The following is a 23954-nucleotide window of genomic DNA, read 5'->3' as shown; positions in this document are numbered from 1 at the left end:
AGAATAGGCAGGCGGATCAATAAATTCCGCCGGTGCCCTTGCGAATTGTGCCCTGTGTTTGACCGATCGGGAGCGACCCGTCAAGCACTGTGACCTCGCCGAACTTCGGTTCGGTGCCGGGGCGGAAGGCTTCAAGGATCACATGCGCGTTGCCCGCACCCGCCAGCTGGCCGGTCGATGCGTCCACTTTCACAAGACGAACGCCTGTCGGCATCCGGAACGGAATGCTCGGCTGGCCTTTCAGGGCATCGATCATGAAATCACGGAAGACGGGGACGGCGACGCTTGAGCCCTCCTCACCCGCACCGAGCGAGCGGGGCTGGTCAAAGCCCACGAAAACGCCCACCACAAGGTCAGGCCCGAAGCCCACGAACCAGGTATCGGTGGAATCGTTGGTGGTGCCGGTCTTGCCCGCCAGCGGCTTGCCGACCGCACGGATACGCACGCCGGTGCCGCGCTCGACCACACCTTCCAGCATGTGAACAAGCTGGTAGGCCGTGATGGGGTCCACCACCTGCGACCGGGTATCGGGCAGTTCCGGCTCCACAAGCGGCGCGGCGGCATCAAGGGTCGCCTCGCAGCCCGTGCAGGCACGGGTGTCGTGCCGGAAGATGGTTTTGCCGTAGCGGTCCTGGATACGGTCGATCAGTGTCGGCTCGATCTTCTTGCCGCCATTGACGAGCATGCCATAGGCGGCACTCAGCTTCAGGAGCGTCACTTCACCCGCACCAAGGGATGCCGCCAGTGTCGGCGCCATATTATCGGCAAGGCCGAAACGCTGGGCATAATCCATCACCATCGGCATGCCGAGATTCTGGGCAAGCCGCACGGTCATCAGGTTTCGCGATTTCTCGAGGCCCAGCCGCAGCGTGCTCGGCCCATAGAATTTGTTCGACGAGTTGCGGGGCTTCCATGTGCCCTGCCCGTCGCCCTGATCCATCACGAAGGGCGCATCAAGGATCAGGCTCGATGGGGTGAACCCATGCTCAAGGGCGGCTGCATAAACAAACGGCTTGAAGGCCGAACCCGGCTGCCGCTCTGCCTGCGTTGCCCGGTTGAACTGGCTGACATTGAAATCAAAGCCGCCAACCAACGCCAGCACCCGGCCCGTATGCGGATCGAGCGCCACCAGTGCACCGCCGATTGCGGGGATCTGGTCGAGATTATAGGTGCGTGCCGAAGTCAGCGTTTCGCCAGTGAAGGTATTATAGGCGGCAAAGCTCGCCTCGCCCTCGCCTTTCGAGGTCACGATCACATCGCCGATCTTCAGCACCTGCCCGGTGGATTCGACCTTCGGCCCAAGGCGTTCACCTTCACGCCACTCCCGCGCCCAGCGCATGGCTTCCAGCGGAATGAAGCCGAACGTGCCATCGGCGAGGCCGATGATTGCGCCGTCTTCGCGCACTTCCTGCACCAGCGCCAACCGCCAGCCCGGTTTGCCGACCGATTGACGAATTTTCAGGAGATTCTCACGCCAGTCAGCGTCAACGCCTATGCGTGTCACCGGCCCGCGCCAGCCATGGCGGCGATCATAGGTGACAAGCCCGTCGCGCAGGCGCCGTTCGGCGATTTCCTGCAGGCGCGGCTCCAGCGTGGTGCGGACCGAGAGGCCGCCTTCATAAAGCGATTTTTCGCCGTAAAGGGCCGCCACTTGCCGCCGGACATCCTCGGCGAAATAGTCGGCCTTGAACTCTGCCCGCACACCCTGCACCGGCGGCTCCAGATCGGTCGCCACGGCTTCTTCATATTCGGCGTCGCTGATGAATTCGAGATCATGCATGCGCGACAGCACCCAATTGCGACGGCCAAGTGCGCGGTCGTGATCATGCACCGGGTGATAATTGTTAGGCGCCTTCGGGAGCACGGCAAGATAGGCGGCTTCCGCAATCGTCAGCTCCGGCAGCGACTTGCCGAAATAGTTGAGCGCCGCCGCCCCGATCCCGTAGGAGCGGTTGCCGAGATAAATCTCGTTCAGGTAAAGCTCGAGGATCTGGTCCTTGGTGAAGGCACGTTCGATCCTCAGCGTCAGGATCATTTCCTTGATCTTGCGGTCCAGCCGCTGATCAAGCGTAAGGAGGAAGTTCCGCGCTACCTGCTGGGTGATCGTCGATGCCCCCTGCAGGTTGCTGCGTCCCCGCACGAGATTGAGCCCGCTGTTGATGGCGGCGCGCACCATGCCCATGTAATCAAGCCCGCCATGCTCGAAGAAATTCTTGTCCTCGGCGGCAAGGAACGCTTCAACGACCAGGTCAGGCACGGCCTCGACCGGCATGAACAGGCGTTGCTGGCGCGCAAATTCGGTGAGCAGGCTGCCGTCGCCCGCATGAATACGCGTCGTCACCGCCGGCTCATATTCCGCCAGCGTCTTATAGTCCGGAAGGGACCGGCCATAATGGATGAAAGCACCAAGCACGAGGCCGGCGCCCGCCACCATGCCGAAAAGCGAGAGCCCCGCCCCCCAATAGACGACTTTGCGCCAGCGCGGCGTCGGGCGCTTTGGCGTGTCTTCGCTGCCCTTCTGGTCGGCAGGTTTCATATCGTCTTTCGGGGTCATGGGCGGGTCAGGCTCTTCCTGTTCACGTTCGGGCGCACCCTATGCCAGAATTTTGTGGCGCTGGTAAGGCGCAAACGCACTGGGGTGCACAAGGAAATCAGCGCCCAAGCGCGATCATATGCTCGAAATAGCGGTCAACGGCACGGCTGACCGAGCGGGCAATCTTGCGTTGCCCCTCAGCACTGCCCAGCCGGCGCGCGTCATCCTTGTTGGAAAGATAGCCGCATTCGATCAGCACGCTCGGTACATCCGGCGCTTTCAGCATGCCGAGGTTGGCGTAGCGGTGTGCGCGTGACAGCATCGGGTTGTCGCGCTTCATCTCGTTCACCAGAATTTCGGCGAACTGGGCGGAATAATTGAGCGTCTCGCGCTGCGCGAGGTCAATCAGGATGCCCGCCACTTCGTCGTCCGCTTCATTGAGGTCAAGCCCCGCTACAAGGTCAGACTTGTTCTCGCGGGCAGCCAGCCGTTCGGCTTCCTTGTCCGACGCGGTTTCGGAAAGGCTATACACACTGCCACCAGTGACGGTCGGGTTCTGGATCGAATCCGCATGGATACTGATGAAGAGGTCAGCACCAAGCTTGCGACCCAGCACGAACCGCTCCCGCACCGGGATGAAGAAATCCCTGTCGCGGGTCAGCTTCACCGTATAGCGGCCGGTGCGCTCAAGCTCGGTCTTGATGGCCTTGGCCATGGCGAGCACGATATGCTTCTCGTTGACACCAAGCACACCCAGAGTACCGGGATCCGGCCCGCCGTGCCCGGCATCCAGCACGATAACCTTCTTGGCGCCGGGAATGGCAGACGGGCGCGTTGCAGGCACACTCGGCGCCACCGACGCCACATCGGGGCGTGCGGCAGAGGCAACCGCCCTGTCAGCCGCCACAGCAGCGGCAAAATCCGCCGCATTCGTGGATTTCAGGTCGATGACATAGCGGTGGTTATAACCCTCGCGCGGAGGCAGCGCGAAGCTTGATGAGACAAGGGCGGGGCGTTCGAGATCAAGCACGATCCGGTAGGTATCGGCATCGAAAAGGCCATGCCGGAACTGGCCGATCAGGCCGAGACCACGGTTGGCGCCGTTGCCCCGCCATGCGCCCATCGGCACGTCGATCACGACGCGGTTGGGGCCGGCCAGAAGAAAGATGCGGGGCTCGATCGCGCTGTCCACATCAAGGACAACCCGCGATGTAGCGCCATTTTCGCCAAATCGGATGCTGCTGATGGCGACTTCCGCCGCCACGGCAAAGGACGTGCAGCACCAAAGGGCGAACGCCAGACAAGCCTTGATGATCCTGCAGTTCACGCGCAAAACCCTGCTCATGTTCACTCATGACGGGCCGGAAGGTTTAGTCCCCGGCACATCCCGTTTGATCAGCATACTATTTAGAAGTGGCAACAGTCTCAACATTTTCCGTTGTAAAAGACGGATGAAGTTACTACGTTAGCGGCGCGAGATTATCGGTTTGGCGCTTTCGGGCGGCGAACCATGACCCGGCCCCGACGCGATCGCAACGCGAGGGCAGGCCGTGACTATCCGAGAGGCCGCCGTTATGGCCATCGGCAGAAAACGGGCGAGACCGGGTCATAATAAGGACAAGAACCGGCAATGGTCGAACGGCTTAGCCACCAGGACGCATCACACTCCAGCCGCTTGGTTACGCTGCGGGACGATGCTCGCCTTATCGACCGGAATACGCCGATTTCTGCCCACCTCGTTCCTTCGGGATCCCTTCACATCAATGGCATGGCCAGCGCGCCCCGCATGCCCGCGGGCGATTCCGCGCGGCCAGATGCCTGGAGAATTTTCTATGTCCACACGTATGTTGATCGATGCCCGCCACCCGGAAGAGACCCGGGTTGCCGTAATCGAGGGTAGCCGCGTCGAGGAATTCGACTACGAATCCGCTTCCCGCCGTCAACTTAAAGGCAATATCTATCTGGCCCGCGTCACCCGCGTCGAGCCGTCGCTGCAAGCCGCATTCGTTGAATACGGCGGCAACCGTCATGGCTTTCTGGCCTTCAGCGAAATCCACCCGGATTATTACCAGATCCCGGTTGAAGACCGCGACAAGCTGAAAGCCGAGGAATTCGAGACCGCCAAGGTCGAGGAAATCCTGCCTGCACCGGTGAAAGAAGCTGCTGCCCCGGTAGAAGCCGAAGCAGACGCTGACGCCGAGCATGAAGATGCCGACGGCGAAGAGCCGATCGAAGCCACCGTTCTGCAGGAAAACGCCGAGGAAGAGGCTGACGCCCACCTTGAGGAAGCAGCTGAACGGCGCCGTTCGATCCGCACCCTGAAGCGTCGCTACAACATTCAGGAAGTGATCAAGCGTCGCCAGATCATCCTTGTGCAGGTCGTGAAGGAAGAGCGCGGCAACAAGGGCGCTGCGCTGACTACCTATCTGTCGCTCGCCGGCCGTTACTGCGTGCTGATGTCGAACTCGACCCACGGCGGCGGCATCAGCCGCAAGATTTCGTCGACGGCTGACCGCAAACGCCTGAAAAGCGTGATCGGCGAGCTGGACGTGCCTGCCGGCATGGGCCTCATCATCCGCACCGCCGGGATGCAGCGCACCAAGGCCGAGATCAAGCGCGACTATGAATATATGCTGCGCCTCTGGAGCGGCATCCGCGAACTGACCCTGAAATCGGTGGCCCCTGCCCTCATCTATGAGGAAGGCGACCTGATCAAGCGCACCATCCGCGACCTTTACACCCGCGAGATCGACGAGATCCTTGTCGAGGGCGAAAAAGGCTATCGCGCCGCCAAGGACTTCATGAAGCTCCTGATGCCGAGCCACGCAAGGAAGGTTCAGCACTACAAGGACCGCATCCCGCTGTTCCATCGCTATCAGGTGGAAAGCCAGCTGGAGACCATGTACCAGCCGGTCGTGACGCTGAAGTCCGGCGGCTATATCGTCATCAACCCGACCGAAGCGCTGATCTCGATCGACGTGAACTCGGGCCGGGCGACGAAAGAACACAATATCGAGGAAACCGCGCTTCACACGAACCTTGAAGCCGCAGACGAGATCGCACGCCAGCTGCGCCTGCGCGACCTTGCGGGCCTCATCGTCATCGACTTCATCGACATGGAAGAACGCGGTAACAACCGCAATGTCGAACGTCGCATGAAGGAAGCCCTGAAGGCCGACCGCGCCCGCATTCAGGTGGGCCGCATCTCGAGCTTCGGCCTTATGGAAATGTCGCGCCAGCGCCTGCGTCCGAACCTGCAGGAAACCAGCATGGTCACCTGCTCCACCTGTAAAGGGACGGGGCTTGTGCTGTCGGTTGAATTCGCTGCACTCAATGCGCTCCGCCAGCTTGAGGAAGAAGGCATCCGCGCCCGCAGCACGGTTGTCCGAATCGCCACGAGCCCGGACGTTGCCATCTATATCCTGAACAAGAAGCGCGACGCCCTTGTCGAACTGGAAGCCCAGTATGGCTACCAGATCGAAGTGATCGCCAAAACCGGCTTCGGCAATTCGGATATCGAACTGACCCGTGAAGCCGGCACGCCGACGATCCGCGCGGTTGAGCCCGCAACGGTTATCACGCAGGAAAATATCGCCGAATTCGACGCTGAAGACGAAGAAGACGATATCGAGGACATCGAGGAAGAAGAAGTCCGCACCAATGCCCGCGAAGAACGCGGTGATGCCGACCCGCGCCGCAAGCGCCGTCGTCGTCGTCGTCGGGGCCGTGGTGGCGAAGCCGAACGTGGTGACGAACAGCGCACTGCTCGCCGTGATGAAGACGGCGAAGAAGCTGCCGCTGATGAAGCCGGCGAAGGCGCCGACGAAGATAATGGCGAAGGCGAAGCCCGCGCTGACGGTGAAAGCCGCTCGCGTCGTCGTCGCGGTCGTCGTGGTGGTCGTCGTCGTCGCGGTCGCGGCGAAGAAGGCCAGCGCGATGACGTGGCAGCCGAAGACGCAGGCGTTGCGACCGAGGCTCGCTCGGAAGCCGCTGACGCTGAAGCAGCCGACGCCGATGCAGGCGAAGAAGCCGCTGCCGATGGCAATATCCCGGCACCCAAGCCGCGCCGTCGTCGCCGCGTGAAACGTGCTGAGGGTGCCGAAGGCGAAGCTGCTGTGGAAACCGCAGAAGCACCGGCTGAGGAAGTGAAAGCTGAAGCGGAAGAAGCACCGGCCAAAAAGCCGCGTGCCCGTCGCAAGACCAAGGCACAGCTCGCCGCCGAGGCCGAAGCAGCCGCAGCGGAAACCGCCGTGGAAGCACCCGCTGAGGAAGCAAAGGTGGAAGCGGAAGAAGCACCGGCCAAAAAGCCGCGCGCCCGCCGCACCACCAAAGCCAAGCCGAAGGCTGAGGAAGCCGCCCCCGAGGCAGCCCCCGAAGCCACTGAAGCCCCGGCTGAGGAAGCACCGGCCGAGCCGAAGAAGAAAGCTGCCCCCCGCAAGCGCAAGGCGCCTGCGAAAACAGCAGCAGCCGAAGCACCGGCAGCAGCCGTGAAGGCGGAAAAGTCCGCTGCAGAACCGGCCGCAGAGCCCGCGACCGCCGCACCTGCCGCACATCCGGCGCTGCAGGTCACCACGGTGGAAGCTGGCGCCGATGGCGACCAGCCGAAGCGCAAAGGCTGGTGGCAACGCACCTTCGGCTAAGAAAAGCCACGATCCGATCCTAGAAACGGGCTCCTGCGGGGGCCCGTTTTCGTTCTGGCGTGCGATCACAGCTTTTCACCGCACTGTTCATTGACGGTTCAGTGCTGTCGCCCTAGCCTGAGGCCCGAGACAAGCCGGAGAATGAATCGGTGACCATGCCGTCCAGTCTGAAGAAACTTGCTGCCGTCAGTGCCCTCGCCATCGCCCTTGCCGCTCCTGCCGAGGCCCAGTCCATCCTTCGGGATGCGGAGACGGAACGTTTCCTCCACGAAATTTCGGATCCCATGTTCAAGGCCGCCGGGCTCGACCCGCGCTCGGTCGAGATTTATCTCCTCGGCGACAACAGCATCAACGCCTTCGTCACCGGCGGGCAAAATATCTTCATCCATTCTGGCCTTATCGAAGCCGCCAACGATGTGAACGAACTGAAAGGCGTGATCGCCCACGAAACCGGCCACATTTCAGGCGCCCACCTCGCCCGCATGGGGGAAGGCGTCCAGGGCGCCACGATGATGTCGGTCATTTCGCTGGTGCTGGGTGCCGCTGCCATTGCGGCGGGCGGCGGGGATGCCGGCATGGGCATCCTGATGGCCGGCCAGTCGATGGCGCAGCGCCAGTTCCTGGCCTATACTCGCGTACAGGAAAGTGCGGCCGATCAGGCAGGCGCCACCTTCCTTGAGGCAACCGGCACCTCCGCTTCCGGCATGGTGCGCTTCTTCCGCAAGCTCCAGAATCAGGAAATCCTCGCGCAGGTCCGGCAGGATCCCTATGTGCGGAGCCACCCGCTGAACTCCACCCGCATGCTGCAACTGGAACAGCGGGTGAATGAAAGCCCGTTCCGCGACACAAAGCCCGATGCAGCCGAGGAAGAAACCTTCAAACGGCTTCAGGCAAAGCTCGTCGGCTATCTCGCCAAGCCGCGTCAGGTGCTGGCCAAATATCCGGAAAGCGATAAGAGTGCCGCCGCGCGGTACGCCCGCGTTTACGCGTGGCACAAGGCGCTGGAATGGGACAAGGCGCTCGCTGAATCCGATGCGCTGATCCAGATGGAGCCGGAAAACCCCTATTTCCACGAAATCAAAGGCCAGATCCTGTTTGAGAACGGCCGGGTAGACGAAGCCATCACCGTGCTGAAGCGCGCCGCTGACCTTGCCCCGGGCGAAGCCCTTATCCTGACAGCCTACGGCCAGGCCCTTGTCAGTCACGAGGATGCGGCACGAATGGCAATCGCCCTGCCCGTCCTGCAACGCGCCGCCAAGATCGACCCGACCAACACCTTCGCCTGGTTCAATCTCGCCCGCGCCTACAGCTGGCTTGAGGATGAACCCCATGCAGCCCTTGCCACTGCCGAACGCTTCTATTCGGTAGGCGCACTGCATCTTGCCGTCAATCATGCCCGCAATGCCATGGAAGGCCTTGAAAAAGGATCGCCAGATTGGATTCGCGCGCAGGATATTTTGATGATATCCGAGCCCTATGCCGAACAGATGCGCGAGCGGATGCGCCGCCGCTGACACCTCTTTCTCTTTTCCAAGGAATATCCATGCGCCGCCAGATCGCCAGCCTTGCCCTCGTGCTTTCGACCAGCCTGCCCGCCCTCGCCCAGTCTTCTGACGTGAAGGTGAGCGACGCAGAACGCGAGAAAATCGAGGCCGTTATCGAAAGCTACCTGATGGAGCATCCCGAACTGATCGTCCGCTCGATCAGCGAATGGCAGCGCCGCCGCCAGACCGAGCAGATGCTGCCGACCGTGGGGCTCTATCGTGGCTATCTTGAAAACGATCCCTCGATCCCAGTGCTTGGCAACCCCAAGGGCGACGTGACGATTGTCGAGTTTTACGACTATCGCTGTGGCTATTGCCGTCGCCACTATCCGGTGATGAAGGATATCCTCGCGAAAGACGGCAATGTGCGGCTCACGGCACTGCAATTCCCGATCCTCGACCGCGACGGCGAAACGCCGATGTCGCGCATCCTTTCGCGCGCTGCACTCGCGTCCAACCTGCAAGGCAAGTTTGCGCCCTTCCATGACGCGCTGATGACGGCACCAAAGACGCCGGCCAGCGAAAAGGAAATGCTGGCGATTGCCGAACGTGTCGGCCTCGATACCACGCGCCTGCAGGCTGATATGAAAAGTTCGCTCATCGACAAGGCGATTGAAAACGCCCTCGCCATCGGCCGCGATATCGGCTTCGAAGGCACGCCGGGCTATATCATCGGCAATGATATCCTGCTCGGCGCTGAGGGCCCCGACCGCGTCCGGCAGGCCATCGCCCGTGCCCGTGCGGACAAGGCGAAGGCCGGCCAGTAAGCAGGATCAGATCAGGCCGTAGAGCGGCGAGCTCGGGTCCGCATATTTCTTCTTGGGCATCCGCCCGGCGAGATAGGCGGCCCGGCCGGATTCGACCGCGAGCTTCATGGCATGCGCCATCAGGACCGGGTCTTTTGCCTCGGCAATCGCGGTATTCATGAGAACACCGTCACAGCCAAGTTCCATGGCGATGGCAGCGTCTGAGGCCGTGCCAACGCCCGCGTCCACCAGCACCGGCACTTTCGCCTGTTCGATGATCAGGCGAATCTGCACCGGGTTCTGGATACCAAGGCCCGAACCGATGGGCGCGCCAAGCGGCATGATCGCCACGCAGCCCATATCTTCCAGCCGCTTGGCGATAATAGGGTCATCGTTCGTATAGACCATCACCTTGAAACCCTCGTTGATCAGGGTTTCAGCGGCTGAAAGCGTCTCCACGATATTCGGGTAAAGCGTCTTCTGGTCGCCCAGCACTTCAAGCTTCACCAGATCCCAGCCCCCGGCCTCGCGCGCCAGCCGCAGGGTGCGGAGCGCGTCGTCCGCTGTGAAGCAACCCGCCGTGTTCGGCAGATAGGTGATCTTTTTCGGGTCCACGAAATCCACAAGGCGCGGCTCGTTGGGGTTTGTCACATTCACGCGGCGCACGGCCACCGTGACGATTTCAGCGCCCGAAGCCGTGATGGCCTCGGCGGTCTGTTGGAAATCCTTGTATTTGCCGGTGCCTACAATCAGGCGGGACGAGTATGTCTTGCCGCCGACCGACCAGCTGTCGCCCTTCGTGTTGCCGCCCCCGATGAAATGGACGATTTCGAGCCTGTCGCCGTCCGCCAGCGTCGTTTCGCCGTAGGTTGATTTCGGCACGATGGCGAGGTTGCGCTCTACCGCGATCTTGGTCGGATCAAGGCCGAGCGAGGTGAGGAAGGCATCAAGGGTGACCGGCGTTTCGATGGATTTGGGGTCGCCGTTAACTGTCAGATGAATCACGTCTCTGTCCGTTTCGTCAGTGCGGGAAGGTGGGGCTGTCCGCATCATCAAACATGGACCATGCGGTTCCGGCTTTGCATTGCCTACATATGGCATTATACAGGGGCCATCAAGCGCTCAGTCGACAGATCGGACGGTGGCATGCCCCAAACCCGGGACGCAAAAATCCTGATCCTTAATGGTCCTAACCTCAATCTTCTCGGCACCCGCGAAGTGGCCACCTATGGCACCACGACGCTCGCCGATATTGAGGCCCTGTGCCATGAGGCTGCGGGCAGGCATGGCCTTGCTGCCGATTTCCGACAAACCAACAGCGAAGGTACGCTTGTGGACTGGATTCAGTCCGCCAAGGGGGACGCGGATGTCATCATCCTGAATGCCGCCGCCTATACGCACACCTCGATCGCCGTGCGCGACGCGCTCAGTGCCGTCGCCCTGCCGGTGATCGAAGTGCATCTTTCCAATATCTTCGCGCGAGAAGAGTTCCGCCATCATTCGCATGTGTCGCCGGTTGCTGCCGGGGTCATCTGCGGGTTTGGCGCGGACGGCTACCGGCTCGCCATCGACGCAGCCAGTGCCCTTCTCGACCGGGCCAAGACCTGACCGGCCAGGCCAAGGCCGGTCACTCTAATCAGATAACAGAACAAGTCAGAACTGGGGGATACCCTGATGTCAAAACTCAATGATTATAAAGAACTTATCCGCGAACTCGCCGAACTGCTCGACAAGTCGACGCTGAGCGAAATCGAGGTCGAAGAGGATGATTTCCGCATCCGTGTAGCCCGCGAAGTGCCGCAGGCTGCGATGACCTATTCGATGCCGGCCCCCATGGCCGCTGCCCCCGTTGCGGCGCCTGCCGCAGCACCCGTTGCCGCTGCCCCAGTGGCTGCCGCCGCCGCTGCCGAAGATCATCCGGGTGCTGTGCCCTCGCCGATGGTTGGCACCGTTTACCTGTCGCCGTCTCCCGAAGCTGCGCCGTTCGTGAAGGTTGGCCAGCAGGTGAAGGAAGGCGAAACCATCCTCATCATCGAAGCCATGAAAGTGATGAACCAGATTGCCGCGCCCAAATCCGGCACCGTGAAGGAAATCCTGATCGGCGATGCGCAGCCGGTTGAATTCGGCCAGCCCCTGATGATTATCGAATAAGGCGCCAGCCAATGTTCAAGAAAGTCCTGATCGCCAACCGGGGCGAAATCGCCCTCAGGATTCACCGGGCCTGTCACGAGATGGGCATCAAGACGGTGGCTGTGCACTCCACAGCCGATTCCGATGCCATGCATGTGCGCCTTGCAGACGAATCGGTCTGTATCGGCCCTGCCCCGTCGCGTGAAAGCTACCTGAATATCCCGCGCCTGATCGCTGCCGCTGAAATCACCGGCGCCGATGCGGTTCACCCCGGCTATGGTTTCCTTTCGGAAAATGCCCGGTTCGCAGAAATCCTGCGCGACCATGGCATCGCCTTCATCGGCCCGAGCCCCGAACATATCCGCATGATGGGCGACAAGATCATCGCCAAGGAAACCGTCAAGAAGCTCGGCATCCCCGTGGTGCCCGGTTCGGACGGTGGCGTGACGACCGACGAGGAAGCCCGCGCCGTTTGCGAAAAGATCGGCTACCCGGTCATCATCAAGGCCGCTGCCGGCGGTGGTGGCCGTGGCATGAAAGTCGTGCGCTCGAAAGAAGAGCTGCCGACCGCGCTCAATGCCTGCCGTACCGAAGCCAAGGCCGCTTTCGGGGATGACGCTGTTTACATCGAGAAATTCCTCGGAAAACCGCGCCATATCGAATTCCAGATCATCGGCGACAATCACGGCAACTGTATCCACCTCGGGGAACGCGACTGCTCGCTGCAGCGCCGCCACCAGAAGGTCCTGGAAGAGGCACCATCGCCCGTGATCAACGAGGAAACCCGCCAGCGCATGGGCGGCATCGTCGCCAAGGCCATGGCGGACTTCGGCTATTCGGGTGCCGGTACCATCGAGTTCCTTTATGAGGACGGTGAGTTTTACTTCATCGAGATGAACACCCGCGTGCAGGTGGAGCATCCGGTGACAGAAATGATCACCGGCATCGATATCGTGCGCGAGCAGATCCGCGTGGCTTCGGGCGCGCCGCTTTCCTACACGCAGGATATGGTGCGCTTCCACGGTCATGCCATCGAATGCCGCATCAATGCCGAGCATCCCTTCACCTTCGTGCCGAGCCCCGGCATGGTCACCCAATATCATGTACCGGGCGGCCTCAATGTGCGGTGCGACAGCGCGATCTATGCGGGCTATGCGATCCCGCCCTATTATGACAGCATGGTCGCCAAGCTGATCGTTTCGGGTTACACCCGCGAAGGCTGCCTGCTCCGCCTGCGTCGCTCGCTGGAGGAGTTCGTGGTTTCGGGTGTCACGACAACGATCCCCTTGCACCAGACCCTGATTGAAAATGATGACTTCCGCGCCGGAAAATATGACATCCACTGGCTCGAGAAATTCCTGGCAACTCACAACGCCAAGGAAAAGTAGGCATAAAGCCCGCGCGGCGTTTGAGCGGCGCGTCACGCATGCATGCAAGGGGGAGACATGAGCGATCGCACTGTCTCCCCTGAGCTTCTGTTGCAGGCCTATGCCGCCGGGGTCTTCCCGATGGCGGAGGCCCGCGACGACGACAGCCTTTTCTGGATTGATCCGGACGCGCGCGGCATCCTGCCGCTCAAGAATTTCCATATTTCCCGCAAGCTTGCCGCCACGGTGCGCCGCGATGTTTTCACCGTGAAGGTGGACAGCGCCTTCCGGCAGGTTGTGCGGTCCTGCGCCGCCCCTGCCCGCGCACGCGAAAGCACCTGGATCAGCGAACGGATCGAGGATCTTTACACCGAGCTGCACGAGATGGGCTTCGCGCACAGCGTGGAATGCTGGCAGGACGGCGAACTGGTCGGCGGGCTATATGGCGTTCGCCTGCGCGGGGCCTTTTTCGGGGAAAGCATGTTCCACCGGGCAACAGATGCCAGCAAGGTGGCGCTGGTGCATCTGGCTGCACGCCTCAAAGCCGGACGCTTCGGGCTTCTCGACACCCAGTTCGTGACCGAGCATCTGAGACAGTTCGGGGCTATAGAAATTCCGCGCGGGGAATATAAGGCACGCCTGCGCGACTCGCTGGCGATTGAAGACGCCGATTTTCAGCGGCTGCCAGCGTCGCTTTCGGGGGCTGCTGCCTTGCAGGCGATAACCCAGACATCATAGACAGGATGCTCAAGGCCATTGAGCGCCGGCGACGAGGCCAGCATCCAGCCTTCAAACACCTTCACTTCTTCGGTTTGCCCGGCAGGCCGGTCATGGATCGTCAGGTAAGCGAAGCTCTCGGGCGCCTCGATGGGCGGGCGCGAGCGGCAATATTGCACGTCGATGGTCAGCGTGCCGAAGCCCTGTTTGCCGCCAACCGGGATTTCAAGCTCGGTGATACGGGCGGTGATCTTGTCGAGGGCACGGAGAACGGCGATTGTCGGCTCGGCAGCCTCGATCTCGACCGCGCTCGGCCGCTCGATAGGCAGGCTCGTTTCCTGCGCCGCCACGGGGGCGGCCAGCATCAGGCCAAGGATCAGCGCCAGCGCGCGGTCAGGACGGCTTGTTCTCACTGCCCGACGCTTTCTTGTCATCGCCGCTATACATGAATTTGCCAATGAGGCCCATCAGGTCCACGGCGTCCTGCGTTTCGGAAATCTCGTCGCCGTCGGCCAGCATTTCATCGCTGCCGCCGGGGATCAGGGCAAGGTAATTGCCGCCGAGCAAACCTTCCGACGTGATGGCAGCGCCCGAGTCTTCCGGCAGCTCCACCTCTTTCGTCACCGAGAAGGTGACAATCGCCTGATAGGTTTCGGGGTCGATCTTCTGCGACTTCACGGCACCAACCTTGATGCCCGAAAGGCGCACATCGCTGCCAATCGTGAGGCCGCTGACCCGGTTGAAACGGGCCGAAAGCTCATAGCCGCCCCCCATACCGCCTTCCGTGCGGTCGTAGGCGAAGATGAGGAACCAGCCGGCCACCACCAGAACAGCGGCGCCGACAATCGTTTCAATCCAGTTGGATGTCATATCAGGTCAAACTCCCCGGATGCCGTCAGGGCTTCCAGGCTTCATAATCGGAGGACGAGGCCGCCCGCTGGCCACCGGCGCGCTGGCTGCCCGGCGGCACATAGGCGCCGGCGGTGCCGGTCAGGTTCGGCACATGGTCTTTTTCCCAGGATTTGGTCGGCAGCGGCTGCTCGCTCGGCGGGGTGTCCACCGTATAATGCAGCCAGCCATGCCATTCCGCCGGCACGCGGGAAGCTTCAATCGGGCCATTCTTGTAGATGACCCAGCGACGCTTACCGTCCTTCTCGCGGTAATAGACGTTGCCTTCCTTGTCTTCACCGACCTTGACGCCCTTGCGGGCAGTGTAAAGCCGCGTACCGAAGGTCGCGCTGTTCCACCAGGTGAAAATCGGAGAGGAGAAAAGTTTCTCGATCAGGTTTGCCATAGGGTTTCAGGTCCTTGGGAATAAAGGCTCTCTACGGACGGTTCCGCATCATGTGCGCCCGTTTAGCATAGTCGCACCAGCCTGAAAAGCAAACGATGCACAAAAGACTGGATGCCCGACAATCGGGGCCAAATTGCGGCGATACCAAGTGCCACCGCGAGTCGAACCCCAACCTTCGTTCAGCCCCCCGGTGTCAACCACAATATCTGGAATTTTGCGCTTGTCGCACCCCAATATGATCCATAGGATTGTGTCCTGATCGGGGGCCAATCCCAAGATATTGTGTCGGGACTGGCAAACCCACGGGGGACAGACATCAGCTTATAGTGCGCCGCTCCCAGCCATGAGGAGCCCTCCCGTGCCATGACCGCCGACGCTTGATAAGAAGCGCGCCCCCGGCATCGAGACTTTGTAATTTTTTGTTCAGGGGGAACGATCGGCCATGAAGATCAACCGGCATTTCACGTCGACAGAAGTCTGCCCGTATGCAGCGCTTGATTGGCGCTCGGCGACGAGTGAAATCCGCAACCCTGATGGCTCGGTTGTCTTTCATCTTGCCGATGTCGAAGTACCCGCCACCTTCAGCCAGGTCGCGACCGACATCATCGCCCAGAAATATTTCCGCAAGGCCGGGGTGCCGCAGGCCCTGAAGGCCGTGAAGGAAAAAGAGGTACCCGCATGGCTGTGGCGCAAGGCTGCCGATGAAACGGCTCTCGCCTCCATGCCGGAAGAGAAACGCTATGGCGGCGAACAGAGTGCCAAGCAAGTCTTCGACCGGCTTGCTGGCACCTGGACCTATTGGGGCTGGAAAGGTGGCTATTTCGATAGCGAAGCCGACGCCCGTACCTTCTTCGATGAAATGCGCTTCATGCTGGCCGCGCAGATGGCCGCACCGAACAGCCCGCAATGGTTCAATACCGGCCTTCACTGGGCTTACGGGATCGACGGCCCGGCGCAAGGCCACCATTATGTGGATTTCGAAACCGGCAAGCTGGTGCGTTCCAAAAGCTCGTACGAGCATCCGCAGCCGCACGCCTGCTTCATCCAGTCCGTCTCCGACGATCTCGTCAATGAAGGCGGGATCATGGATCTCTGGACCCGTGAAGCGCGCCTCTTCAAATATGGCTCCGGCACCGGCACCAACTTCTCGAACGTGCGCGGCGAAGGCGAACGGCTTTCGGGCGGCGGAAAATCCTCGGGCCTCATGAGCTTCCTGAAGATCGGTGACCGTGCAGCGGGCGCCATCAAGTCGGGCGGCACGACCCGCCGCGCTGCCAAGATGGTGGTAGTGGATGTCGATCACCCCGATATCGAAAACTTCATCAACTGGAAGGTCATCGAAGAGCAGAAGGTGGCGGCCCTCGTTTCCGGCTCCAAGCTCAACGAAATCCATCTCAATCGCATCATCAAGGCCTGCTGGGATCGCCGGCAGATGCTTGGCAAGGATGCCTTTGACCTGAAGGCCAACAAGGACCTGAAGAAAGAGGTGATTGCCGCGCGCAAGGTGATGATCCCCGAGAATTATATCAAACGGGTCATCCAGTTCGCCGAACAGGGCTATACCTCGATCGAGTTCAAGACCTACGACACCGACTGGGATTCGGACGCTTATCTCACCGTTTCCGGCCAGAACTCGAACAACTCGATCCGGGTAACCGACGATTTCATGAAGGCCGCTGCCGAAGGCCGCGCCTGGGCACTCACCAACCGCACCACAGGTGCGGTGTCGAAAGAGCTGAACGCTAAGGAACTCTGGTCCGATATCGGCCATGCGGCTTGGTCCTGCGCCGATCCCGGCATCCAGTTCCACACCACGATCAACGATTGGCACACCTGCCCGGCGTCCGGCGATATCCGCGCCTCCAACCCGTGCTCGGAATATATGTTCCTGGATGACACGGCCTGCAATCTGGCGTCCCTGAACCTGATGACCTTCCGCACCGAGGATGGCGGCTTCCGGATCGAAAGCTTCAGCCATGCCTGCCGGCTGTGGACCGTTGTGCTTGAGATTTCGGTGCTGATGGCACAGTTTCCCTCGAAGGAAATTGCCAAGCTTTCCTATGAGTACCGTACCCTCGGCCTTGGCTTCGCCAATATCGGTGGCCTGCTGATGAGCCTTGGCCTGCCCTATGACAGCCGCGAAGGCCGCGCGCTTTGCGGTGCCATCACGGCGCTGATGACCGGCACCTCCTACGCGACGTCCGCCGAAATGGCAGGCGAACTTGGCGCCTTCCCGGGCTACAAGAAAAACGCCGATCATATGCTGCGCGTGATCCGCAATCACCGCCGCGCCGCCTACGGGCAGGATGAAGGTTATGAGGGCCTGAATACCAACCCGGTTGCCCTTGATATCAAAGGCTGCCCGAACGCAGCGCTCGCTGCTGCTGCTGCCGGTGCGTGGGATATGGCGCTGGAACTTGGCGAGCAGCACGGCTTCCGCAACGCGCAGGCAACCGTGATCGCACCCACGGGCACCATCGGCCTTGTCATGGACTGCGACACCACGGGCATCGAGCCTGATTTCGCGCTGGTGAAGTTCAAGAAGCTCGCCGGTGGCGGCTATTTCAAGATCATCAACCGGATTGTGCCGCAAGCGCTTGAAGTGCTGGGCTACAATGCCGACCAGATCGAAGCCATCGACAAATATGCCGTCGGCCATGGCACGCTGGATGGTGCGCCCGGCATCAACCACGAACTTCTGCGCGCCAAAGGCTTCACCGACCGCGAAATCGGCCTTGTCGAAGCCCAGCTCAAGAACGCCTTCGATATCAAATTTGTGTTCAATCAGTGGACCCTTGGCGCCGACTTCTGCACCGATACTTTAGGTTTCGACCGCAACCAGCTGAGCGATTTCGGCTTTGACCTGTTGGCCGAGCTTGGTTTCAGCAAGGACGATGTGGCCAAGGCCAATATCTATTGCTGTGGCGCCATGACGCTCGAAGGCGCACCGCACCTGAAAGAAACGCACTATGCCGTGTTCGACTGCGCCAATGCGTGCGGCAAGATCGGCAAGCGCTACCTGAGCTGGGAAAGCCATATCCTTATGATGGCGGCAGCCCAGCCCTTCATCTCGGGCGCCATCTCCAAAACCATCAACATGCCGAACGCCGCAAGCGTTGAGGACTGCCTGAAGGCTTACGAACTCAGCTGGTCGCTCGCGCTCAAGGCCAATGCGCTGTACCGCGATGGCTCCAAACTCAGCCAGCCGCTCAACTCGGCCCTTCTGGATGACGAAGACCTTGCCGAGGACCTTGAAGACAAGACCCTCGCCGAGAAGGTCGAGATCGTGTCCGAACGCATTGTCGAACGGATCATCGAGGTGGAACGCCAGGGCCCGGCCAAGCGCCGCCGCCTGCCCGAGCGCCGCAAGGGTTACACCCAGAAAGCCATCGTCGGCGGCCACAAGGTTTACCTGCGCACCGGCGAATATGACGACGGCTCGGTCGGCGAGATCTTCATCGATATGCACAAGGAAGGCGCCGCCTTCCGCTCGCTGATGAACAATTTTGCCATCGCCATCTCCATAGGCCTCCAGTACGGCGTACCGCTCGAGGAATTCGTCGATGCCTTCACCTTCACCCGGTTCGAACCGTTCGGTCGCGTGGAAGGCAACGAAGCCATCAAGATGGCGACCTCGCTTCTCGACTATCTCTTCCGCGAACTGGCAATTTCCTATCTCGGTCGCGACGACCTGGCCCATGCCTCGCCGGCAGACCTGTTGCACGACACTACCGGCCGTGGTGACGCGGGCGACGGCCTGCCGGAGCTCGATCACGACGTGACCGAAACGCTGGAGCGCGTGCAGAAACTCGCTTCTTCGGGCTATGTACGCGGCACCAACCTTGTGGTGCTGAAGTCCAAAACCGAGAAATCGAAGAAAGCCATCAAGGAAGAGCGCGAATTGGTGACCGCCACCAGTGCCACCGGCACCGATGGCACGGCCCGCGTTACGCTTGGCTCGGCGATGGCGAACGGCGGCACCGAGGCGACAATGGACGCCCGCGCAGCCGCCCGCATGAAAGGATATGAAGGCGACGCCTGCGGCGAATGCGGGAATTTCACCCTCGTTCGCAACGGCACCTGCCTGAAATGCGATACTTGCGGTGGCACAAGCGGCTGCTCGTGAACGCACTGATTGAAGTTTTATCCACCTGCTAACCCGTCCCAGCGGGTGGATTTCCTCAGGGGAAGGCTTGTCCTTCCCCCATTTTTTTGTGGCCCCGCAGGCAGTTGCAAAGAAACATCAGGGCGCTTCAATTATTTGAAAAATAAGCCCTGTTGTTGAGAAGGCTTTTACGCTTTATTTACTTCAAGCTGTTGAAGTGAGCTGTGGTGGCGTGGCCGGGTCCGGCATTCGACACGTCTTGTTTGCAGTATAGCGCCGGGGGGTTAAGCGCGAATGGAATCCAAGATTGCGCCAATCGCAAGTCATGCGGAAGGTGGCAGCTTCGTTTCCCGCATTGTAAACACAAGTGCGGTTGTAGAACGGTTGCCTGTAGGTGTGCTCGTGTGCGGGCTCACCCCCGGCAAGGCTATCGAAATTCTGTTCATCAACAAATTCGCGCGCGACATTTTCACCACCGATACCAACCTTGTAGCCCCCTGCCCGATCGAGGCGCTTTGGGGCTCGGGCGAGAATTACATCCTGTCAGGCCAGGTGCAGGAAACCTTCAGGAGCCAGCGCCGTTCCAATTTCGAATGGAGCGTGCGGCACGGCGCGGTGGAACGCTATCTTTCGAGCCAGCTGATCCCGCTGAAGGATCATACAGGCATGGTCTATCAGGTGATCTGCACCGTGGAAGACCAGACGGCCGAGAAACTGGCCGAACGCAATCTTCTGCACCATGCCTTCCACGACGCGCTGACCGGCCTGCCGAACCGCGTGCTGTTCCGGAACAAACTGGAAGAAGCCGTGTCGCGCCCGATGGGGGACGACAAGGAAATCGGCTGCGCCGTCCTGATCGTCAATATCGACCGCTTCCAGCAGATCAACGACAGCTTCGGGCACTCGGCCGGCGACCGCTTCCTTGTCGCGATGGCCGCCACGCTCCGCCGCTGCATCCGTTCGACCGATACCCTCGCCCGCTTCTCGGGTGATGAATTCGCGATCCTTGTCGGCAAGTGCCGCGACCTTGAAGAAGTCAATCTGGTCTCCGGCCGCATCCATGAAGCGATGGAACTGCCCTATGATCTGGACGGCAACGAGGTCTTCACCTCGGTTTCCATCGGGGTTGCCACAACGCTTTCGAGCTCGACGCACCCCGAGGACCTGATCCGCGACGCCGACTTTGCCATGCACCGCGCGAAAGCGGCCGGCAAGGCACGGACGGAGATTTACCAGCGCGACAGCCACCAGCGGGTACGCAGCCAGTTCCATCTGGAAACCGAGCTCCGCCGCGCCGTGGAACGCGATGACCTTGAGCTTTACTACCAGCCCATCGTCGACCTGAAGACCTCGCAAATCCATGGTTTTGAAGCCCTCACCCGCTGGCACCACAAGGAACGCGGCTTCGTATCGCCCGCCGAATTCATTCCGCTGGCTGAAGAAACCGGCGTGATCGTGGCGCTCGGCCGCTGGGCCACCCGCACGGCGTGCGCGCAAATCCGCACCTGGATGGATGCCTACGGGACCGAAAAGGTGATGCCGATCAACGTGAATGTCTCAGGCATCCAGTTCGCGCGCGACGATGTGGCCGCGATGGTGGAAGCTTCGCTTGAAGAATATCAGGTGCCCGGCGAATGGCTGCGGATCGAGCTGACGGAAAGCGCCATCATGGCGAACCCGGTGCGCATCTCGGAATCGCTGTCGCGCCTGCGCCGGCTGGGCGTCAAGGTCGCGCTCGATGACTTCGGCACCGGCTATTCGTCCCTCAACTATATCCACCAGTTCCCGATTGACGTGATCAAGATCGATCGCAGCTTCATCAACCAGCTGCAGTTCGATAACGAACCCTACAAGATTCTGTCGATGATCGGGCTTCTGGCCAAAAGCCTTGGCCTTGAGGTTGTGGCGGAAGGGCTTGAGGATATCGACCATATCCAGATGCTGGCCGATCTCGATTTCAATTTCGCGCAGGGCTTCTATTTCTCGAAGCCGATGCCCGCAAGCGATGTGGGCAACCTGATCAGCGGGCGCCTGCCCTGGCTGAAATAGCATAAGGGTGAGGCCGAAGCCTCACTCGTCGATAAAGATATCTTCAATCGCCATTTCGAACAGCCGGGCAATCTTGAATGCGAGCGGCAGGCTCGGATCATATTTGCCGGTCTCGATGGCATTCACGGTCTGGCGGGAAACGTCGAGAAGCTCGCCGAGCTTGCCCTGACTCCAGCCACGCTCACTGCGCAGGTCTTTCAGATGATTATTCACCGGTAGCGCACCATCATGAAGCCGCGGATCAGGCCGTAAACCCCGGCCACAATGGGGGCCGCAAGCATGATATCAGCCTCTTCCCATTGCATGAAGGCGCTGAGCGTACCCCAAACGATCACGATCCACATGCAGACGCCGCCAGCGACGGCAAGGGAGAGAACCTCGAGATATCGCTCGAGCTCGTCCATCCGCCTGATCTGGAAGAAATAATAGAGGAACCAGATGGTCAGCAAGCTGACGGGGACCAACGCCCCCATCAGCCTGCTTGCTGTCGTGACTCCCTCTACCGCGACAAGATCCTTGCCAGCTACGAAGCTGATTACAAAGCCGGTGGCGAGTGCTGCTTCCAGGAAATGGCGTGCAAACTTGCCCATGCGTTTCTTGCCGTTCGGTATGGTTGTCATCTTTATGTCTCGTCTTGGTTATCAGCCGTTCTGGCGGGTGCTGAACGGCGAACAGATAAAATCAAACACGCGGCGACGGCTGCCCCAGAGATTGGTGCCAAGCACCACGGCGGTTCCCCAGAAAGCCACCTCGGTCATGACCGCGGCCGCCACGACCGCACCGGTCCAGACCGCCGTCGAAGGGTTGGTGAAGTACAGCACAACCAGTGCCACCCAGGTAGCGGCGGCCAGCGGCCATACGGTCCAAAGTACCAGTTTCTTCCATTGCATCCTCGCTCTCCTTTATGTGTAAAGCTTCCTTGACTGTCAACTGTCCTTTACATATTCCCGGCAGATTGCCCTGTCAAGCACACTTTACACGTTTTTTGGAAACTCGCATTTGACACAGGGCTTGCCTTATATGCGGGAGCGCCTAAACTGTTGCAGAACCAATGCCTTCGAGCTCCAAACCCATGGGAGATTTTTTGATGAGCGACGAGACGAGCCCGGACAAGCCTGCCGCCCCCGCCGCGAAAAAGGCACCGGCAAAGAAACCGGCAGCAGCGAAAAAGCCCGCAGCCGCCAAAACCGCCGCCCCGAAAGCTGCTGCAGCCAAGCCTGCAGCCAAAAAGCCGGCAGCTGCCAAGGCCCCTGCAGCGCCCAAAGCTGCAGCGGCGGCAGCGCCAGCTTCGAAGCCGAAAGCAGCGCCGAAGCCCAAGCCCGCGCCGAAACCCGCCGCTGCCGCTGCCAAGGCAGAAGAGCCGCCGGTAATCGAAAGCTACGAAGCCGAGGCAATGGCAGATTCGGCAGACACCACCCTGCCCCCGCCGGACGCAGACAAGAACGAATTCTGGTCGAAGCTTCTGGTCCGGGCTGCCTTCATGCTGCTTTTCGGTGTCCTCGCGTGGATCGCCATGCTGGCAAGCCTTGGCCTGTCGCTGGTGCAACTGATCCTCGCAGCCCTCACGGGCGAGCCGAACGGCAACCTGCAGCGCTGGATCATCGGCCTTGGCGACTATATCAGCCAGGCGCTGGCCTTCCTCAGCTTCAAAAGCGACGACCAGCCTTTCCCGCTTGGCAAGCCCTTCCCCGTGGAAGACTGAGCCAGCAAGCAGCGGAAACAGAAAGGGCGCCCGATGCGGCGCCCTTTTCTTTTGGCTTATTCAGATGGTCAGTCGATATCCGCCGGCGGCTTCATCAGGTCGAAGGAGCCTCTGACCGCGACGCCGATATCCGGATAGTCGGTGAAGATGCCGTCAACGCCCGAGGCGAAGATGGCCTTGAATTCCTGTTCCACCGTTTTGAAATTCGGGCCGACCTGATCCTGCCGCACCGTCCACACATGCACCTTCAGCTTGGCATTATGGGCACGGGTCACAATGTCAGTCGGATGGCCCTCGGCTGACACCAGCAGTTCCTTATAAAGCCCCACACCATCGAAACCTTCAGCCGCAGCCAGCGACAGCGGCAGTGCCGGTGTGTTGGGGGCATCTTCCTTACCGTCGATCAGCAGGATACGCGGCCCCTTCACCTTGCCCGCCACCGAACTCAGCCATGCAGGCTCAAAGCATTGCAGGAAATACGGTACGCCCGCCGCCTCAACCCGGCCAAGCGCTTCAAGGACGGCTGCCGTCGGGTCCAGCCCCGCCTGCGTGAACAGCGCCGGATGCTTCACTTCCGGATAGATGCCGATATCGCGCCCGCCAGCGCGCGTCTTGATGGCAAGGGCAATCACTTCGTCAAAGGTCGGGATGTCATATTGGCCGTCGGCTTCGGTGCCACGCGCCGGGCGCACCTGCCTGGCTTTCAGCGTGCGGAGTTCAGCGAGCGTGAAATCGATGCTCCACCAGTCTTCCATGCCCTGGATCACCCGCTTGCGGTCGGCAAATTCGGGATGATCGGCCACATCGGTGCTATCCGAAAGCCACGGATCATGGCGCACCACCAGATGCCCGTCTTTTGTCATCACAAGGTCGGGCTCGATATAATCAGCGCCCTGCTCGATCGCCAGGTCGTAAGCCGCCAGCGTATGTTCGGGCAGATAGCCGCTCGCACCCCGGTGCGCGATGATGATTGGCTCGTCCACCATGACTGCCGTTCCTTCCGTGCTGATCACTGCGGCGAAACCCGCCAGTGCCAGCCCCATCATTTTCAACCTTTTCAAAACCCTTTTCCCTCATACTCGATGGCAATTCTATTTTCAGACTTGACGGTCCATGAAACCGTAAGG

Annotated in this window: 20 protein-coding genes; 10 read left to right on the top strand and 10 right to left on the bottom strand. The window is 60.7% G+C overall.

All coding sequences use genetic code 11. The features are described 5' to 3' along the window. Positions 1-16: 16 nt before the first annotated feature. Positions 17-2554, bottom strand: a complete 2538-nt coding sequence (locus PH603_RS09485) for a penicillin-binding protein 1A (protein ID WP_289502176.1) — start codon at positions 2552-2554, stop codon at positions 17-19. A 97-nt stretch (positions 2555-2651) separates the two neighbouring features. Continuing rightward, on the bottom strand, positions 2652-3878 hold the full coding sequence (locus PH603_RS09480) for an N-acetylmuramoyl-L-alanine amidase (protein WP_289502174.1): 1227 nt from the start codon (positions 3876-3878) through the stop codon (positions 2652-2654). A gap of 487 nt (positions 3879-4365) precedes the next feature. Between PH603_RS09480 and PH603_RS09475 the strand changes: the two genes are divergently transcribed. From PH603_RS09475 to PH603_RS09465, 3 genes are all read left to right on the top strand, one after another. Continuing rightward, positions 4366-7173, top strand: coding sequence for an Rne/Rng family ribonuclease (locus PH603_RS09475; RefSeq protein ID WP_289502172.1), 2808 nt, complete (start codon positions 4366-4368; stop codon positions 7171-7173). 155 nt (positions 7174-7328) lie between these two features. After that, positions 7329-8687: a M48 family metalloprotease gene (locus PH603_RS09470; protein WP_289502171.1), complete on the top strand. Its 1359-nt coding sequence runs from the start codon at positions 7329-7331 to the stop codon at positions 8685-8687. Between the two features lie 29 nt (positions 8688-8716). After that, positions 8717-9484 carry a DsbA family protein gene (locus tag PH603_RS09465; protein WP_289502169.1) on the top strand — a complete coding sequence of 256 codons (768 nt, stop codon included), beginning with the start codon at positions 8717-8719 and terminating at the stop codon, positions 9482-9484. Between the two features lie 6 nt (positions 9485-9490). Here the strand turns inward: PH603_RS09465 and thiS are convergent, their stop codons facing one another. Then, positions 9491-10513, bottom strand: coding sequence for a sulfur carrier protein ThiS (gene thiS, locus PH603_RS09460; RefSeq protein ID WP_353507398.1), 1023 nt, complete (start codon positions 10511-10513; stop codon positions 9491-9493). Positions 10514-10609: 96 nt separating this feature from the next. On the opposite strand from thiS, the gene aroQ reads away from it, so the two are divergent. The 4 genes from aroQ to aat all read left to right on the top strand — a co-directional run bounded on the left by aroQ (position 10610) and on the right by aat (position 13698). Beyond that, positions 10610-11071: a type II 3-dehydroquinate dehydratase gene (gene aroQ / locus PH603_RS09455; protein ID WP_289502165.1), complete on the top strand. Its 462-nt coding sequence runs from the start codon at positions 10610-10612 to the stop codon at positions 11069-11071. 66 nt (positions 11072-11137) lie between these two features. Then, on the top strand, positions 11138-11614 hold the full coding sequence (accB, locus tag PH603_RS09450) for an acetyl-CoA carboxylase biotin carboxyl carrier protein (RefSeq protein ID WP_289502163.1): 477 nt from the start codon (positions 11138-11140) through the stop codon (positions 11612-11614). Positions 11615-11625: 11 nt separating this feature from the next. Continuing rightward, positions 11626-12981, top strand: coding sequence for an acetyl-CoA carboxylase biotin carboxylase subunit (accC, locus tag PH603_RS09445; protein ID WP_289502161.1), 1356 nt, complete (start codon positions 11626-11628; stop codon positions 12979-12981). 42 nt (positions 12982-13023) lie between these two features. Then, on the top strand, positions 13024-13698 hold the full coding sequence (gene aat / locus PH603_RS09440) for a leucyl/phenylalanyl-tRNA--protein transferase (RefSeq protein WP_434783308.1): 675 nt from the start codon (positions 13024-13026) through the stop codon (positions 13696-13698). Here the strand turns inward: aat and PH603_RS09435 are convergent. The 3 genes from PH603_RS09435 to PH603_RS09425 are packed head-to-tail and all read right to left on the bottom strand — an operon-like array spanning position 13635 to position 14971. After that, positions 13635-14090, bottom strand: a complete 456-nt coding sequence (locus PH603_RS09435; RefSeq protein WP_289502157.1) for a DUF2155 domain-containing protein — start codon at positions 14088-14090, stop codon at positions 13635-13637. The two genes, aat and PH603_RS09435, sit on opposite strands and share 64 nt — an antisense overlap. After that, entirely contained in the window at positions 14071-14547 is a 477-nt protein-coding gene (gene mlaD, locus PH603_RS09430; RefSeq protein WP_289502155.1) for an outer membrane lipid asymmetry maintenance protein MlaD, read from the bottom strand. The genes PH603_RS09435 and mlaD overlap by 20 nt, the downstream gene beginning before the upstream one ends. A gap of 25 nt (positions 14548-14572) precedes the next feature. After that, positions 14573-14971 (bottom strand): NADH:ubiquinone oxidoreductase subunit NDUFA12, encoded by a 399-nt coding sequence (locus PH603_RS09425; protein WP_289502153.1) that lies wholly within the window; start codon positions 14969-14971, stop codon positions 14573-14575. A gap of 442 nt (positions 14972-15413) precedes the next feature. Between PH603_RS09425 and PH603_RS09420 the strand changes: the two genes are divergently transcribed. Together PH603_RS09420 and PH603_RS09415 are read left to right on the top strand one after the other, a co-directional pair. After that, positions 15414-19097 carry a vitamin B12-dependent ribonucleotide reductase gene (locus PH603_RS09420; RefSeq protein WP_289502152.1) on the top strand — a complete coding sequence of 1228 codons (3684 nt, stop codon included), beginning with the start codon at positions 15414-15416 and terminating at the stop codon, positions 19095-19097. A gap of 273 nt (positions 19098-19370) precedes the next feature. After that, on the top strand, positions 19371-21125 hold the full coding sequence (locus PH603_RS09415) for a sensor domain-containing protein (RefSeq protein ID WP_289502151.1): 1755 nt from the start codon (positions 19371-19373) through the stop codon (positions 21123-21125). Between the two features lie 21 nt (positions 21126-21146). Here PH603_RS09415 and PH603_RS09410 read toward each other — a convergent pair whose 3' ends face one another. Genes PH603_RS09410 through PH603_RS09400 form a run of 3 tightly spaced genes read right to left on the bottom strand, consistent with a single transcriptional unit; the run spans position 21147 to position 22015 of the window. After that, positions 21147-21338, bottom strand: a complete 192-nt coding sequence (locus PH603_RS09410) for a helix-turn-helix transcriptional regulator (RefSeq protein WP_289502149.1) — start codon at positions 21336-21338, stop codon at positions 21147-21149. Further along, the gene (locus PH603_RS09405; RefSeq protein ID WP_289502147.1) at positions 21335-21745 is read right to left on the bottom strand and encodes a hypothetical protein; all 411 of its coding nucleotides are present in this window, start codon (positions 21743-21745) and stop codon (positions 21335-21337) included. The genes PH603_RS09410 and PH603_RS09405 overlap by 4 nt, the downstream gene beginning before the upstream one ends. Before the next feature lie 21 nt (positions 21746-21766). Then, a complete protein-coding gene (locus PH603_RS09400; protein ID WP_289502146.1) occupies positions 21767-22015 on the bottom strand; it encodes a hypothetical protein in 249 nt (82 codons plus the stop codon). 197 nt (positions 22016-22212) lie between these two features. On the opposite strand from PH603_RS09400, the gene PH603_RS09395 reads away from it, so the two are divergent. Continuing rightward, entirely contained in the window at positions 22213-22827 is a 615-nt protein-coding gene (locus tag PH603_RS09395; protein ID WP_289502145.1) for a DUF4389 domain-containing protein, read from the top strand. 68 nt (positions 22828-22895) lie between these two features. On the opposite strand, the gene PH603_RS09390 is transcribed toward PH603_RS09395, so the two are convergent. After that, complete coding sequence (locus PH603_RS09390; RefSeq protein ID WP_289502143.1) at positions 22896-23888, bottom strand: glycerophosphodiester phosphodiesterase family protein; 993 nt, start codon at positions 23886-23888, stop codon at positions 22896-22898. Positions 23889-23954: the final 66 nt, after the last annotated feature.

This window comes from Gimibacter soli (genome assembly GCF_028463845.1).
GTDB lineage: Bacteria > Pseudomonadota > Alphaproteobacteria > Sphingomonadales > Kordiimonadaceae > Gimibacter > Gimibacter soli.
Note: the sequence above shows the minus strand (reverse complement) of the source record. Positions and strands in the feature narration are given on the sequence as shown.

Excerpts from the sequence above, each read along its gene's own strand:
- PH603_RS09485 (WP_289502176.1), bottom strand. The coding sequence starts at position 2,554 with ATGACCCCGAAAGACGATATGAAACCTGCCGACCAGAAGGGCAGCGAA.
- PH603_RS09480 (WP_289502174.1), bottom strand. The coding sequence starts at position 3,878 with ATGAGCAGGGTTTTGCGCGTGAACTGCAGGATCATCAAGGCTTGTCTG.
- PH603_RS09475 (WP_289502172.1), top strand. The coding sequence starts at position 4,366 with ATGTCCACACGTATGTTGATCGATGCCCGCCACCCGGAAGAGACCCGG.
- PH603_RS09470 (WP_289502171.1), top strand. The coding sequence starts at position 7,329 with ATGCCGTCCAGTCTGAAGAAACTTGCTGCCGTCAGTGCCCTCGCCATC.
- PH603_RS09465 (WP_289502169.1), top strand. The coding sequence starts at position 8,717 with ATGCGCCGCCAGATCGCCAGCCTTGCCCTCGTGCTTTCGACCAGCCTG.
- thiS (WP_353507398.1), bottom strand. The coding sequence starts at position 10,513 with ATGCGGACAGCCCCACCTTCCCGCACTGACGAAACGGACAGAGACGTG.
- aroQ (WP_289502165.1), top strand. The coding sequence starts at position 10,610 with ATGCCCCAAACCCGGGACGCAAAAATCCTGATCCTTAATGGTCCTAAC.
- accB (WP_289502163.1), top strand. The coding sequence starts at position 11,138 with ATGTCAAAACTCAATGATTATAAAGAACTTATCCGCGAACTCGCCGAA.
- accC (WP_289502161.1), top strand. The coding sequence starts at position 11,626 with ATGTTCAAGAAAGTCCTGATCGCCAACCGGGGCGAAATCGCCCTCAGG.
- aat (WP_434783308.1), top strand. The coding sequence starts at position 13,024 with ATGCAAGGGGGAGACATGAGCGATCGCACTGTCTCCCCTGAGCTTCTG.
- mlaD (WP_289502155.1), bottom strand. The coding sequence starts at position 14,547 with ATGACATCCAACTGGATTGAAACGATTGTCGGCGCCGCTGTTCTGGTG.
- PH603_RS09425 (WP_289502153.1), bottom strand. The coding sequence starts at position 14,971 with ATGGCAAACCTGATCGAGAAACTTTTCTCCTCTCCGATTTTCACCTGG.
- PH603_RS09420 (WP_289502152.1), top strand. The coding sequence starts at position 15,414 with ATGAAGATCAACCGGCATTTCACGTCGACAGAAGTCTGCCCGTATGCA.
- PH603_RS09415 (WP_289502151.1), top strand. The coding sequence starts at position 19,371 with ATGGAATCCAAGATTGCGCCAATCGCAAGTCATGCGGAAGGTGGCAGC.
- PH603_RS09405 (WP_289502147.1), bottom strand. The coding sequence starts at position 21,745 with ATGACAACCATACCGAACGGCAAGAAACGCATGGGCAAGTTTGCACGC.
- PH603_RS09400 (WP_289502146.1), bottom strand. The coding sequence starts at position 22,015 with ATGCAATGGAAGAAACTGGTACTTTGGACCGTATGGCCGCTGGCCGCC.
- PH603_RS09395 (WP_289502145.1), top strand. The coding sequence starts at position 22,213 with ATGAGCGACGAGACGAGCCCGGACAAGCCTGCCGCCCCCGCCGCGAAA.